General features: G+C 51.6%; 13 protein-coding genes and 1 tRNA gene. 8 read left to right on the top strand and 6 right to left on the bottom strand.

Annotated elements, in window-relative coordinates:
• The first annotated feature begins 110 nt into the window (after window positions 1–110).
• The 5 genes from Hrd1104_RS09980 to Hrd1104_RS09960 all read left to right on the top strand — a co-directional run bounded on the left by Hrd1104_RS09980 (window position 111) and on the right by Hrd1104_RS09960 (window position 2,511).
• On the top strand, window positions 111–575 hold the full coding sequence (locus Hrd1104_RS09980) for a deoxyuridine 5'-triphosphate nucleotidohydrolase (RefSeq protein ID WP_154552618.1): 465 nt from the start codon (window positions 111–113) through the stop codon (window positions 573–575).
• Window positions 576–876: 301 nt separating this feature from the next.
• Window positions 877–1,542 carry a helix-turn-helix domain-containing protein gene (locus Hrd1104_RS09975; RefSeq protein ID WP_154552617.1) on the top strand — a complete coding sequence of 222 codons (666 nt, stop codon included), beginning with the start codon at window positions 877–879 and terminating at the stop codon, window positions 1,540–1,542.
• Between the two features lie 103 nt (window positions 1,543–1,645).
• Window positions 1,646–1,945: a HalOD1 output domain-containing protein gene (locus Hrd1104_RS09970; protein WP_229770457.1), complete on the top strand. Its 300-nt coding sequence runs from the start codon at window positions 1,646–1,648 to the stop codon at window positions 1,943–1,945.
• A gap of 62 nt (window positions 1,946–2,007) precedes the next feature.
• On the top strand, window positions 2,008–2,379 hold the full coding sequence (locus Hrd1104_RS09965; RefSeq protein ID WP_154552616.1) for a methylglyoxal synthase: 372 nt from the start codon (window positions 2,008–2,010) through the stop codon (window positions 2,377–2,379).
• A gap of 58 nt (window positions 2,380–2,437) precedes the next feature.
• Window positions 2,438–2,511, top strand: a tRNA-Phe gene (locus tag Hrd1104_RS09960).
• Between the two features lie 473 nt (window positions 2,512–2,984).
• Here Hrd1104_RS09960 and Hrd1104_RS09955 read toward each other — a convergent pair.
• Both Hrd1104_RS09955 and Hrd1104_RS09950 read right to left on the bottom strand, forming a co-directional pair.
• Window positions 2,985–4,139, bottom strand: coding sequence for a PH domain-containing protein (locus tag Hrd1104_RS09955; protein ID WP_154552615.1), 1,155 nt, complete (start codon window positions 4,137–4,139; stop codon window positions 2,985–2,987).
• 178 nt (window positions 4,140–4,317) lie between these two features.
• A complete protein-coding gene (locus tag Hrd1104_RS09950; protein WP_154552614.1) occupies window positions 4,318–4,869 on the bottom strand; it encodes a hypothetical protein in 552 nt (183 codons plus the stop codon).
• Between the two features lie 54 nt (window positions 4,870–4,923).
• Between Hrd1104_RS09950 and Hrd1104_RS09945 the strand changes: the two genes are divergently transcribed.
• The gene (locus tag Hrd1104_RS09945; RefSeq protein ID WP_154552613.1) at window positions 4,924–5,589 is read left to right on the top strand and encodes a hypothetical protein; all 666 of its coding nucleotides are present in this window, start codon (window positions 4,924–4,926) and stop codon (window positions 5,587–5,589) included.
• 236 nt (window positions 5,590–5,825) lie between these two features.
• Here Hrd1104_RS09945 and Hrd1104_RS09940 read toward each other — a convergent pair whose 3' ends face one another.
• The 3 genes from Hrd1104_RS09940 to Hrd1104_RS13355 form a co-directional block, all read right to left on the bottom strand.
• Window positions 5,826–6,821 carry a site-specific DNA-methyltransferase gene (locus tag Hrd1104_RS09940; RefSeq protein ID WP_154552612.1) on the bottom strand — a complete coding sequence of 332 codons (996 nt, stop codon included), beginning with the start codon at window positions 6,819–6,821 and terminating at the stop codon, window positions 5,826–5,828.
• Between the two features lie 131 nt (window positions 6,822–6,952).
• A complete protein-coding gene (locus Hrd1104_RS13360) occupies window positions 6,953–8,269 on the bottom strand; it encodes a hypothetical protein (RefSeq protein WP_229770456.1) in 1,317 nt (438 codons plus the stop codon).
• A gap of 50 nt (window positions 8,270–8,319) precedes the next feature.
• Window positions 8,320–9,216, bottom strand: coding sequence for a hypothetical protein (locus Hrd1104_RS13355; RefSeq protein WP_229770455.1), 897 nt, complete (start codon window positions 9,214–9,216; stop codon window positions 8,320–8,322).
• A gap of 396 nt (window positions 9,217–9,612) precedes the next feature.
• Here Hrd1104_RS13355 and Hrd1104_RS09930 point away from each other — a divergent pair, with 396 nt between their 5' ends.
• Entirely contained in the window at window positions 9,613–11,379 is a 1,767-nt protein-coding gene (locus Hrd1104_RS09930) for a hypothetical protein (RefSeq protein ID WP_154552611.1), read from the top strand.
• Window positions 11,380–11,483: 104 nt separating this feature from the next.
• Entirely contained in the window at window positions 11,484–12,032 is a 549-nt protein-coding gene (locus tag Hrd1104_RS09925) for a uracil-DNA glycosylase family protein (protein ID WP_154552610.1), read from the top strand.
• A gap of 224 nt (window positions 12,033–12,256) precedes the next feature.
• On the opposite strand, the gene Hrd1104_RS09920 is transcribed toward Hrd1104_RS09925, so the two are convergent.
• Window positions 12,257–13,267: a site-specific integrase gene (locus tag Hrd1104_RS09920; RefSeq protein WP_154552609.1), complete on the bottom strand. Its 1,011-nt coding sequence runs from the start codon at window positions 13,265–13,267 to the stop codon at window positions 12,257–12,259.
• Between the last annotated feature and the right edge of the window lie 314 nt (window positions 13,268–13,581).

The following is a 13,581-nucleotide window of genomic DNA, read 5'->3' as shown; positions in this document are numbered from 1 at the left end:
GGCGATGTGGTTTGCAGCGAGCCGGCCGACTCGCTCGGGACTCGCTCGCAGCCACCGTCGTTTCAGGGCTGTCGGAACGCTCTTGGTCGTCCCCGGCCACCGCAGAGACGATGTTCGAGAGTGGGCAGTTTGTCGCGGCACAGCTCGATGACCTCCGCGCGGATCAGATACAGCCAAACGGTGTCGATCTGACTGTCGAGGCGGTATTCGAGCAGGTCTCTGCGGGACGGATCGGACGGGATGGCAAGGACGTTGGCGACCGCGAGCCCGTCGAGACCGACGACGGCCACTTCCATCTCGACCCCGGCGGGTACGTCGTGCGATACGCGGAACCGGTCCGGATCCCCGACGGGCACGTCGGGTTCCTGTTGCCCCGCTCGTCGCTGCTGCGCAACTCCTGTATGCTCGATACCGCGGTCTGGGACGCCGGCTACGAAGGGCGTGGTGAGGGACTGCTCGAAGTGTATCACGAGATCGAACTCGAAGTCGGTGCCCGGATCGCCCAACTGGTGGTCGCCGAAGCTGCCCACCACGATACCTACGACGGTGACTACCAGGGAGAAAACCTGTCTTGATACCTCGCCCGTACGCAACTCGCTTGCCGGAGACTAGTCGCTTATATACTGCATGAATATACAGGTGTCATCATTATTATGCGTGGGGTAAGATGTTCGACCACGGTGTTGGCAGTATCCGCCCACTCCGGAGCCTGTGCCTCTGACATCTCTGTGCTCCGGGGGTTGCCGGCACCGTGGTCGGAACCGGGGGGAACACCGTCCGGTCCCGTTTTTCCCAACGCCGCTCTCTGGCCAGTCGTGCGTCGATCGCGACGTTTATATCGCGCCGCATTGAGCATCGATCCACGACGTCCGGACAATGATCGCCTGTTGTACGTTCGCCGCGCCGGTTCTCGAAGCGACGTTTTCGACGTGTCCGGACTTGTACCTCGAAGTCGAGGGCATGGATGCTGGGGCATCCGTTCCACTCCGGCTGGTGTTTTGGGCACGGGGAGCCACCGCCGAGACACTCGATGACGCCCTGGCCGACGATCGGACCGTGGCCGATGCGACACAGCTCGCGTCGATGGACGATGCAATCCTCTATCGATCGATTCACGGCGCTGATCTGCCGACGACTGCCGTTTACAATGCTGCCCTGTCCCACGATGCCGTCCTCCTTGCGGCGACCAACGATGGTGACGGCTGGGACGTACGTATGCGGGTCCCCGATCGTGACGCGCTATCCGGGTTTCTCGATCAGTGCAACCAGTTGGGCGTCGACGTGGCCCTCAACTCGATTCGCGATCAAGACCAGATGAGTCGCTACGGGTTCGGATTGACGCCCTCTCAGCGAGAGACCTTGGCTCTCGCCTGGGATCGTGGCTACTTTTCGGTCCCACGGGAGACATCGTTGGGTGATCTGGCGGCCGACCTCGATATCTCACAGCAAGCGGCTTCCGAACGCCTTCGCCGTGGGTTGTGGCAACTCGTCTCTAACACTGTCTGTGAACGCGAACCTGCCACGGCCTGTCAAAACTCCTGACCGGCTCGGTACGACTGGCTTGTCGATCCCCGTTGTCTCGTCTCAGGGGCCGCTGGCGGCCGGTGGCGCTCTTTCAGCGCGCGAAACTCCTCCGAGGTGCTTTATGCACGACGTCCTTCCACACAGTCACATGTGTCCGGGTGATCGCTATGTCATCCCAGACGGCGCGGACGAGGATTCCTGGATTCACCCCCGTGCTATCGATACTCTCGTCTTCGATGCTATCGCCGCGGCGACCGACACCGATCCTGCAGCTCTCGATCCGCTGGCCGAATACGTCGACCAAGCGGCCCTCGCGTCGGTATTCGACGACACCGACGGCGCTACCGAATGTTCCTTTACTGTCGAGGCGTACGACGTGACTGTCCATCGCTCGGGAGACGTCGACGTCCAGGGTCCCTAGGCCGGTCGCGATCCAGTCGTGAATACTCAACTTCTTTATTCGCCGCCCTGTCTGGTAGACGTATGACACGGATCGCGCTGATCGCTCACGACGACGAGAAGCCCGAAATGATCGACTTCGTTCGGACTCACGAGGACGCCCTCTCGGAGTTCGAACTCGTCTGTACCGGGACGACCGGGAAGCGAATCATGGAAGAGACTGACCTTGCCGTCGAACGCAAACAGTCCGGCCCCCTCGGTGGCGACACCCAGATCGGGGCGGAGGTCGCAGACGAGGCCGTCGATGGTATCGTCTTCCTCCGTGACCCGCTGACCGCCCAGCCACACGAACCCGATATCTCGGCTCTGTTGCGCATTTGTGACGTCCACGATACCCCGATGGCGACCACTCGCACGTCGGCGGAGTTCCTCATCGACGGGCTCGCCGAACAGTAAGCTCCGGCGCCGGCTTTCGAAATCCTTTTTGTGACGGTCACCGACGTTCGGAGTACGCGCCGCCTTAGCTCAGACTGGGAGAGCACTCGACTGAAGATCGAGCTGTCCCCGGTTCAAATCCGGGAGGCGGCATCCTGCGGCCGCACGAACCTTAGCCGAGAGTATCCGCGCCCTCCTGCGATTCGCGCTTTCCTTGTGAGATTTCAACCGGTCCCCGGACGCACCGGCTCACGTCTGGCGTTCTGCAATAATCGAAACGCGCTGTGACTCCTAGAAGCTTTCGGTGTGGCCGATTTTGTTCGTCTAAGCGTCTTAGGCTCCTCTTTTTTATATCGCGCTGTTGGAAGCCAATTGAAAGACCGGCCCACCCCGCTCTGGAAATTGCAACCATATGCAACCAGATTAACTGGCTTTCCGACCCCTCTCTCTGGTCGTTAAGAAAAGTGAACACACTCCTGCCGGTTTTCTGCTGAATCTCTCTAAGGGGGGAGTGTGTTTACTCGCCTTCGTAGAAGGCAACTGTATAATGATTCACAGGTGGTCTACACTTTGAATACTGTTGTCTCTGGGACCGGACTGCGTGGGCTAAGAAAATTTAACGAGATTCAAATCTTGTCGAGTAGGTCTGATTTCTTCTCCTCAAATTCCTTGTCAGTCAGTACACCCTCTTTGTGGAGTTCCTTCAGGTTCTTCAATTGCTCTGTGGGGTCCGGTTCAGACGAATCTTCGACTACAACTGTTTCCTCATTAGATTCGGCAATCTTGTTCCGGATGAATTTGACCGCTTGCCGTACCTCGCCTTTGCCGGGTTCGTGAGCTTCGATATGATAGGTCTGTCCCGGTGTTTGTAGAGAAAGGCGCTTGTTGACCAGACCGGTATCCAAGTCCACACTTGTTATGCTCTCGTAGGGTACAGAACGCCGGTCATTACCGGTTAGTTGTGGTATCTTGACTGCTACCCGGCTGTCTGTGATTACTGCTCGAACGTACCCCTTCGTTCCGCTCTTCCGGCTTCTGTCGTCTCCCCACAACGATTCACCCGCTGATGACCCTTCAACATCAACGGTAGAGCCTCGCGTCAGATAGTGAATCTCTTCACCACTATCCAGAATGTCTTTCACCTTGTTCACTCTCTCAGGTGTGACGTAATCCCCACTCTGCTCGTCTGAGATTCGTCTTCGGGCACTACGAATAGACGACTTCTCTTTCTCTGTCCGTTCTACTTTTGCGGCTGCCCGTGAGGAAATGTAATCAACCGCTTCCTGTACCTCGTTGGCATCGGAATGTACATCTGCCAAGTTCACTGAACCTGCGGTCTTGATTGGGAAGGTAATCGACGTGTCTTCTGTGTTCAGGGACACAGTGACCTTCCCGCTTCCATCACTCTTCTCTGGGCCACTCTCTGCTTCTATATCTATTATGGAGTCGTAACCAACAGAGAATATCGAATCACCATTGTCCCCGCCAGCAGTGAACAGAACCCGGTTCTCAGTTACCGCCATCATCGTCCGATACTTGCCTTCCGGTTTAATGCTCTCTCCGTCCGTTACTCGAACGCCGGACTTGCTTTGCTGAGAGAAAATATAGTGAGGCTGCTCGCCATCGGAAAGGTGGTCAATTAGTGGTCCCTCATTCAGCCGGTCCCACGCCATCCGACCTGTCTCTGCTTTGGTCAGCTTGTCGGCTGTGACAGAATCTCCTTTCGCGGTATCAATCAACTCCTGTGTTTCTTCGTCCGGTCCACTACTGAACAATCCCATAGAGATTGTTATGGCAAGTCATACACATATTGATTGTGTAGCCATTTCGTAAAGAGAAGTGAACACACTGACTCTCTGGGGGAGGGGTGTGTTTACTCGTCTTCGCTGAAGACAACATAGGTTCCGACTTGACAGTTCTTCGTGGGGCGAGGAATTTTAATCGCTACCAGAATCCGTCCTAATCTTCATTCTCATTGGCATCTTCTACCTCAATCACAACTTTACTTATGACGACTTCATCACAATCGTCTTTATCAGAGCTATCTTTCCCTTTCCAGCCTAACACTGTCAGAAGGATAAATCCGAATGCGTTCTTAAATGAGAGGATGGAAAAGAACAGTATACCTGAAATAACCAGAGAATTCCATTCAGAGAAAGTGAACCAAAGCAATTCATTGGTCCCGATAAATTCTAGATTCAAATAGTACAAGTCGGATATAATCGAAAGAAGAAATCCAATTACGCCAGCCTTCACTGGCCATTCAAATGTTCTCCTCACATCCTCAAGATACTCTTTCGACTCTGCTCTCGATATTATCTCCCCTACCAAGACTAAAATAGAAAAGAGAGTCGCTGTTGTTCCAATTATCACCGTGAATATGGCTGCGGCTAATCCCGGAGAAAAGGAAGAAATAGTCACAATATCAAAGATAGATAATATTGCTAATAACCCGACTAACACTACAGAGCGGATAACCTCTTTATATCTATCACGCAGGTCAAGCCCCATTAGTGACTTATTATGGGAATAGTATTTTAACGCTAATGCACATATTCTTGATTAGTGCCTCGAACTCGCTTTCGCTTCGGTGAAGTGGAGGCATCGGATATAGCAACTCCCAGCCTTGAAAGAATAGCGAATAGAATTGAAGACCGTGGTATTGTCGGGTACGAGGGCAATCGTAGAGGGACAAGAGATGTCGTTCTCGGTAACGACTATCTCTTTTTTGACTTTGAGCAAGAGGTCGGACGAGACGTAAACGAATTCGATGAAAATGACGATGTTGTACAAGTTGAGAGGTATTTTGTTCATACTATGCGATTTCTTCTCCTCGATAATGGTCGATATGCTTATGAGTCAACCCGGAAAGTAACCGATTCAGATGCGTTAGACTATATTTTTGAACCGTTTCAAACTGAGTACGATAATGAGAGGTACGAAACCCTCAACTTGGAACAGATGCGTTCATTCTACAAATCTCGGCCCAAAATAAGGAAAATAAAGGTAGAGGAAATCGGTCAGAAAGACCCGAATCCCAGTTGGCCTGACGAAGACTTAGCAGACCTAATTTATGATGCAGGGGAGGATACTGACAATTCGATATTTAGTGTCGGACGTAAGAATAACGACCTTAAAAACGTAGAAGTCATTCAAATGGGTTTGCTAAGCTTTCACATTTATCATTTATTAGGGCACGCGATTCTGAAGGAAATATTCAGGAGCTATTAGATAGTGGACGGTTCGGGATTACAATCCCTTCGGATGTTGATGATGAGGAGGAGAGTGAAACCGTCCGAGATAGCGCTATACAGGTGTTACGTGAACTATTTGGCCAAGAATAGGTCACTCACTTCTCTCAGTCAAAAGAAGACTGAACTTCTGAATTGTACTACTGCTACTTAGCTCGGGGAGAGATGTGTTAAATTTCTTTGGGAGGTACAAATGAATTCCTGTTGTTAATAGAACTATTCAGCGACGGTGGATTCGGTAAATTGTTCGAGGTTGTCAGGTGGGTCAATATCGACCCCCACTGCGGAGAGTCCCATTGATTTTGCAACCTCAATAGTGGTTCCACTACCTGCGAATGGGTCTAATACCGTCCCCGGTGTCGTCTCCCGTTCTTCACAGTCACATTCCGTCCAGCCCACTGTCGTTTTCTCAGGGAAAGTAAACTCTCGAAAGTAACCGCCCAGAACATCTTTGGCCTCATATGCTAATTCAAGCACTTCCTCAGAATTAGAACCGGTTCCATTCTGTACTTCACGTCCTTTCCCGGTATCGGCAATACCTGTTGCCTGAATTGCTTCCAAATGCTTCTCCTCAAGGTCTGAATCTTCAAATATCTCCATAGCTCTCCGTGCCTGTGGACGGTCCTCATTCAGTTGCTTTAGAGATTTCTCTACCACTCTATGTCGGGGATGACCACAGGACTGACAAACTGCTGGAGGGCAGGCAGCTACAAGGCCACGTTGGACTAATTCGTTCGGGAATGGTGCGAGGTGAGTATCGTTCTGGTCGTGAGTGACTTTCCACACGTCTATTGGGCCGTCGTAGACGGTATTGTACCCGAACTTGTCAAAATAGTACCCACTTTTTGGGGTGAAGTGGAAAATATACTCGTGGCGGTTTACAAATCGGTCGTCGGAAGCTGTCGGCATCCCATTCGGTTTGTGCCAAATGATTTCACTCCTGACCCGCCATCCTCTTTCTCTTGCGGCTTCGGCTACTTTCCACGGAATCCCCATCCGGCTCTTATTTTTGTAAGTGTCTCCGATATTGAGAAGTATCGTTCCCGAGTCTCGCAAGACTCGTTCCCATTCGTCGAATGCCTCCATCAAGTTGGAAACGTAATCTTCGGGAGAACCCTCTTGGCCTATCTGGTCCTCGTGTCCGTAGTCTCTCTTTTTCCAATATGGAGGAGACGTGAAAATCAAGTCTACACTATCCTCGGCAATTGGCAAGTCCCGAGCGTCCCCTTTCTCACTTCGTAAGTTGCTGAAGCATCTGGGGAAGGGTAATCGAGGTCGTCGAGTAGAGAGTCAGCATCCATTTTGATACCGTCCACTCGTCGAGGATATTTGAGATTTTCTATTTAATAGGTGATGTCATCGAGTTTGTCGTCGGTGATTGTTTGGTCAAGAAGTGACTGTGCTATACCCTTCATTGAGGTTTCAACAACCTCAGCAGGGTCTATTTCTTCCCAGTGTGGGTCTTCACCATACTCCCGTTCAATCTCCATATACTGACCAACAGAATACAGAATCACACCTAATTTGTAGGTCTGCTTGACATACTTTTTTCCGCTCTCTTTCAGGTTATTTCGCTTCCGGAAATTGACTAACGGGGCTGCATCCTCATTGATAAACAATGTCATCTCACCGTCTGGACTCGGCTCTAATCTCACAATAGAATGCTCGTTGAAACCGTGATTGTCCCAGTCTTCCTCTGGAACCCACGTAGCATCAGGCAACTCGAAACCACCAGCGCCGCTCTCTTCCTCTTGGGGAGAAGGCCTGCTTGTCTTCTCAACAGGGTCGGTAATCTGGATGCTGAAGGTCCGAGTTAGCTCCCCGGTCGATGTGTCTGCTGGCTCTACCTCCAATTTCAATGTAAGAGCATCACCCGAGGAGAGTCCATCCGGCGGGTCGAGCCGCAACGTTAGAATTCCGTCTTTTAGCCGCTTTGATTTGATGATTGATGGTATCTCTGCTTCGATAGAGCCGGGGTCTTTCTCTCTGGAAAGGAAATCGTTGGTAGCGTCTAGTTCAAACCTCTGGATTGAGCTTCTATTACTCGGAATTCGCTTTACATACATCTCGTCTTCTTCGTCTTCTTCCCACACCTGATAGTCACTCCGTGAATGATATTTTTTGATTATATTGAATTTCGAGGGATAGAAGTTACCTTCATAGTCAACCTCTTCGTCTCCTTCCTCCTCAATAACTGGCGTTTTGTTTCCAGCTTTTAGATACCCCTTGAGAGAGGGATTACGCTCCAATATTTCATCAAGAATATCCTCTTCTAACTCTTCAGTGTCCTCCTTGATGTCCTTGCTTTTCCGACGCTCCTCCTCTTCTCGAAGCATCTCATTCTCCGAGATAATCTCCTCTAATTCGCTTTTCAACACCTTCGCCGGTGTTTTATTCTGAAGGCGGTCCCGAGAAGGTTTGAACAGGTCTACAACATCTGCATCGTCAATATCGGTAAAGTCGATGACAACAAGGGCGTCATTGGAAATGCGACGGAGATTACAGCGACGTTTTATGAAGGTTTGACCTTGGTCTCCGTGTGTTTGTCCGTTGTAAGTGAATAGAATTGCCTGTTGAGTCTGCTTTTCTCCCCGCACAAAGGCTTCTTTCACTCCTTTCGAGCGGCCTATCTCTTCCAACTGGTCTTCCGCTTTGAACAAGTAAATCTCGACATCCTTGGTCCCCAGAACATCATTATCGAATTTGTGTTCTATCCGCTCTTCCCCTGAAGCAACTCCTTTCGGTCTTTAATACTTGGAAGAAGTCCCTTGGTGGTAGCAGGCCCCCATCCATCGTATCTGGTATCTGTTAGCTGGATTTCGATGGGAGATTCTGTGATGTAACGTTCCAGCCGATGGCGGAATCGTTTGGTAATCGTACTCTTTACTTCGCTCTGAAATTCGAAGCACTTGACGAACGTCCCGCTATCGTGGTCACCGATTTCTCCATTAAATTGGAGAGGTTGACCGTTCACGACTAAGTACTCGTAGCGCGTCTTGTCCCGGTTCTTCCGGATAATTGACCAAGACCAGTTACCGGGAGAATCGTGGGCGGCTGAAGCAATCAGCTTGTAGCCTTTTTCACCACAAAACGGTAGAACCCCCGTTGACCCCATTCCATACTTCCCCTGAAGGAAATCGAATTCCTGCTTCAATTCACCGGGTGTCAACACATTCAAGAATGTATGCTCAAACTCGTCTCTGGGCTGTCCACATCCGTTATCGTAGAGAGTGAGTGAAAATGGACCATTTTGGTCACCCGTAGCAATCACCTCGATAATGTCCCTCTCGTCCTCTACCAGTTCCTCGGCTGCTTCTTCAAGAGACGAAAATTCGTCGCCGGAGTAACTATCTCCAAAACGATTGAAGAAAGCACGGAGAATAATGGCATCAATACTGTTGACTACCAGCTCAGTGAAGGCAGCCATTGCGTCTGCCTGCTGGTTCTCGACGATACTGTAGTTGTTCGGCTCCCGACCCAGAGGGACCCAATCTACCTCAGGGTGGTCCTCTATTTCGTGGAGTAAGTCAGCAACTTCTTGCTCCGTATGGCGTTCTTTAATGAGTTCATCGGCAATTTCTCTGGGCGAGAGGGCTGCCTCAGACATAGGTTAACATATTGTAGGGGGACCATAAATAGGTCAGCCTGCCGAAGTGAAAGTGATATGTGTTCACACTCCTCCTTGGTCCCCCAATTAGTAAATAAAACTGGGTGTGGGATTAGTTAGGTTCGGAGATTATCGGCTCTACAGATGGAAATAATCCATCCTCCAGTGAATTTATATACCACTTCTACCCTGACAGATTTTTGACAAGAAATAAGTGGCTCGGGCACTATGCATAGAGTAAGGCGAGACCCCTGACGAGAGGTTGCTATCAGCACACAGAGGCCGTGATGCAGTTGATTGCTGATAGGATTGGACGCTTCACCAGCAATCGGTAGCGGATTCGAAAGCGCTACTGCCGATGACCAGCTACGGGTCTCGCTTGTGAGAAGGAAAACAATGTCAACGAATACCAAATCATCGAACGACAGCGACGAACAGTTCGCCAATCACATTCCCGAACCGTTGGAGTCCCGTGACCAGTGGGTATGCTGGTCGACCGATGAAAACGGGCAGAGGTATCCAGCCAACCCGAAAACAGACAACCGGGTAGACCCGTCTGACCCGGATACGTTCGTCGGGTATGAAGCGGCCGAGATGTTCTCAGATGCACTGTCTGCTGAGATGGATGGACTTGGGTTTGCACTAACCGAAGACGACCCTTTGGTCGGGATTCGGTTGGAAAACGCAGTTAGCGATGGAGAACCTGAAGAATGGGCTGAGGATATTATCGACACGGTAGACTCATACGCAGAATACGGACCTGAACAGACGCATATCCTCCTCCTTGTACAGGGACCACTTCCCGATGGTGGAGAACGTAGCAGCGACGTTGAGATGACGGATAGAGAGCGTGTCTATCCTGTCACAGGAGATAGACTTGAGCAGGCTCCCTCAAGCATAGAAGAGCGAGAGACCGCCCTGAAGGAGCTTCACAAGGAGTACATTGCAGATGAACACACTGACGGCGATAGTGGTGACACCGCTGGCTTAGAATCCGGTAGCCCTCTCTCTGATGTTCGGGAAACGGTTCTTGAAGAGTTTGACCAGCAGACGTGGGAAGTAACCGAGGCGTCTCTATGCGTTCCGGCTTCACTCCTCCTCGAAGGTCTGCAAAGTTGCACCGGGCTTGTTATTGTTGGAGAAACTGGAGCGGGCAAATCAACTGTAATCCGGTTTTTCAACAATGGCTTAGATGATTTAGTAGAGAGAAGCGACGATGCCACTCCCGCCTCTTTCGTAAGTGCAGAACCCTCGAAGGATGAAGAGGAATTGGAGAAGATGGACCTTCTCCCTCGTATTCGGCACAAACTGATGACGTGTAAGGATATGAGTGGCTGGTTCGCAGGAGACCAAGCTTCCATCAAGAAGTGGATGTCCGTCGTTGCGAATGTGATGGACGGAGACGGCTACGTGAGGGACACAGGTTCACACGGTCAACGTGGATATACCGGTGATTACCGATTCGGCTTCCTCGGTGCGACCACCCCACTCCCTCAAAGAGCGTGGAACGTGATGGGCCACACTGGTAATCGGCTGGTGTTCCACGAGAAGAGCAAAATGACGGATATGTCGCAGGCGGTCTCGGATGTGTTTGACGACGACGAGTACGGCAAGAAGGTAGCTCGGTGTCAAGAGGCTGTTCAGACGTTGCTCAACGACCTATGGAGTGAACACGGTGGCTACGGGAGTGTCGAATGGGAGAGTTCCCTTTCCGACGAGCTTCAACAGGTGTTCGAGTACCTGACTATGCTTGTCGTTCACGCTCGCGCACCCGTCAAGGATGGAACCACAAAGAAAGAAGGCCCTCACCGAATTGTAACGACTCTTCGGGATATTGCCCGTGGTCGCGCATTGCTCTGTGGTCGAAAGCAGGTTGAAATAGAGGATGCTCAAGTCTGTGCCCGTATCGCCCTGAGTACGATGCCAAAGGAGCGTCGTCCAGTCGTCCGGGCTGTGTTGAATCCCAAAAACGATGGAAGCCTGTCCACTTCCGACCTGACGGAACAGACGCCCTACACAGAACCAACCGTACTGAAACGGATGGAATTACTCGAAACTCTGGGAATAGCGGAGTGTAAGGAGGTGGACGACAGGGGAACGAAGGTCATCGAACAAAGAGAAAAGTTCGAGTGGCCGGACCTGCTTGACTTCCCAGACTTCTAACGACTTCTGTAAGCACCTGACCGGCCCAAGCCCCTTGACCAGCTACCTCTTTAGCCACTCTTGGCAACAAAATAGATATTGAACACGGGTCTGTGAACATTGATATGAAGCATCATACGTTCGTCTGTGGGAGTTCGAAGAGCAAGGAACAAGACGCCTACTACATCTATCACAACAATCGGTTCTGGGGAACGCTTCGGGATGCGGGGATAACAGACGAACAGATAGCTCCTGAAAATTACCGACAACTCGGCAAAGAGTACGGTATCTATCTCACCGAGATTGTTGACCCTGATGAGTTCAGGGTAGCCAAGGACAGCGATATTGAAGCGCACCAAGTAGTGAGTGGTCTTGAGACTCTGATGGACCGGATTGATGCTCACGACCCAACCCGAATTGCGTTTGTTGGGAAAAATGCTGCAACGTGGTACTACCGGTATATCAACGACAAGGAGATAACTCACTCACAAGCTTCGGGCCATAGAACTGATAGACGGAATCTTGAGGGACTGAAACTTGACTGGAATCACAAGGGCTTGGACCACTACCTCTTGAGCAATACCCATAGGCACTGGGACAGAGAGACTTGGGTGGAGTTCTGGGAACGATGTAGTGATGACGTTGAAAAGTTCCGACGAAATCAACCATCCTGAGTCATTAAGAAATCTCGAATCACAAGCACCCTCTTTAGGGGGATGAACACAGGCTCCCCCCTGCTTGTGACCGAGAGCCGATACGAACCGAAGGAGGTCATTGTACAGCTACGCCGTACCCGGATTATTCCGTATAGTCGTCACTCGGCTCCGTGGGGTAACAAAAGCTAACGACAGGTAGTTTAGAAACCTGAGGCGGAGGGTGTGTTTACCGCCTCAAGTGGTCACAGTTCCTCAAGATAGTCTCTTCGTTGCTCCATCTTCTCCTCCTCGGTCAACTGCGAGTAATGCTTTTCAAGCGTTTCAGGGGAAGAGTTCACTCGGTCGGACACAACCTGCTTGGGAACCTCGTTCCTGAGGAGATTGGTAATAGCTCCACGTCGAATATCGTGGGGAGATACGCTTGATGGACACTTGCTTGCCTGCGTGTAGTTTCCTGCCTCACACGAGTCAGGGTCTCGACCGTGTGGACATTCCTTCCCGTAGGCACAGGGACGGGAAACAGCATACACCATCTCCCGAATCTTCGACCTGTGCATCCGTCCGTACTGAGTCGTGAAGAGGGGTTCCCGTCCGTGTTCGTCGGTCACGTCGTCACGGGTAACGTTAATGTAGTCTTCCAGCACCTCGCACACCTCTTCGGAGAGGGCACAGATACGCTCGCCAGCCTGCTTGTTCTTCAGATGCGTTCCGGTGTCGGGCCGATGCCGGATTTTTAGTGCTTGATTCTCCCGGTCGAAGTCGGATACATCCATAGAGTGGGCCGCGCCCATCCGACAGCCGGTGTGCCACAACACCGCAAAGAGCGTGTGACGCTTCGAGGCGTATTCGTACTTGCTGAGGTAGCGGAGAATGTGTTCACTCCGCTCTGCCTCAAGCATACTGTTGCTAACTGCTTCTTCGTCTTCAACCGAGGGAACGAGCAGCTTGTCGTGTAGTCCCTGCTCTACTCCGTCGATTGATTCGAGGAACTTCAGGAACACACGAAGGGTCGATAGCTGCCCCTTCAGGGTAATCGTCTTCAGGTCTCCGTCTTCTTTCCGCCACAAGCGGTATTCGTGAAGCGAGCGGGCAGTCAGGTCATTAAGATTCCTAATGCCTTCTTGGTCACACCACTGCACGAAGGGCTTGAGGCGGTAGTGATAGCCCTGCAACGTTGCTTCTGAAACCTCGTCACGCCGTTGTGCGAGGAACATTTCCTTTGCGTCTGCGGGAGCGATTGGTTCGAGTTCCATTGTTTGCTCTCCGCAGAACGCCAAACGTTGCTTAGCTCAGGCCGGAAAGCTTGACTCAGGGGCAACAGCAGCCCCGAGGGGCCAAATCCGGGAGGCGGCATTCCACTTTTGCTTCGTCGGATCGTTTCGCGTCGCTTCCCTACCCAAGCGGATCGAACTGTGCGATACGCCCGTTTCGATCGTGACGACCCGAACGGCCACTGGATGGCTTAACCATCTCGATTGGGCTGCTCTGGTCATCAATCGTCGGACTGACGGCAGAACGGTGGCTGCCTGGGCTCGCAGTCGCTCCATTCGATCTGGTCATCGCCGAT

Origin of the sequence: Halorhabdus sp. CBA1104 (assembly GCF_009690625.1) — an archaeon.
Classification (GTDB): domain Archaea; phylum Halobacteriota; class Halobacteria; order Halobacteriales; family Haloarculaceae; genus Halorhabdus.
This window is presented reverse-complemented; position numbering and strand designations above follow the sequence as displayed.

Coding starts and splice junctions, on each gene's coding strand:
- Hrd1104_RS09980 (WP_154552618.1), top strand. CDS start 111: ATGTTCGAGAGTGGGCAGTTTGTCGCGGCACAGCTCGATGACCTCCGC.
- Hrd1104_RS09975 (WP_154552617.1), top strand. CDS start 877: ATGATCGCCTGTTGTACGTTCGCCGCGCCGGTTCTCGAAGCGACGTTT.
- Hrd1104_RS09970 (WP_229770457.1), top strand. CDS start 1,646: ATGCACGACGTCCTTCCACACAGTCACATGTGTCCGGGTGATCGCTAT.
- Hrd1104_RS09965 (WP_154552616.1), top strand. CDS start 2,008: ATGACACGGATCGCGCTGATCGCTCACGACGACGAGAAGCCCGAAATG.
- Hrd1104_RS09955 (WP_154552615.1), bottom strand. CDS start 4,139: ATGGGATTGTTCAGTAGTGGACCGGACGAAGAAACACAGGAGTTGATT.
- Hrd1104_RS09950 (WP_154552614.1), bottom strand. CDS start 4,869: ATGGGGCTTGACCTGCGTGATAGATATAAAGAGGTTATCCGCTCTGTA.
- Hrd1104_RS13355 (WP_229770455.1), bottom strand. CDS start 9,216: ATGTCTGAGGCAGCCCTCTCGCCCAGAGAAATTGCCGATGAACTCATT.
- Hrd1104_RS09930 (WP_154552611.1), top strand. CDS start 9,613: ATGTCAACGAATACCAAATCATCGAACGACAGCGACGAACAGTTCGCC.
- Hrd1104_RS09925 (WP_154552610.1), top strand. CDS start 11,484: ATGAAGCATCATACGTTCGTCTGTGGGAGTTCGAAGAGCAAGGAACAA.
- Hrd1104_RS09920 (WP_154552609.1), bottom strand. CDS start 13,267: ATGGAACTCGAACCAATCGCTCCCGCAGACGCAAAGGAAATGTTCCTC.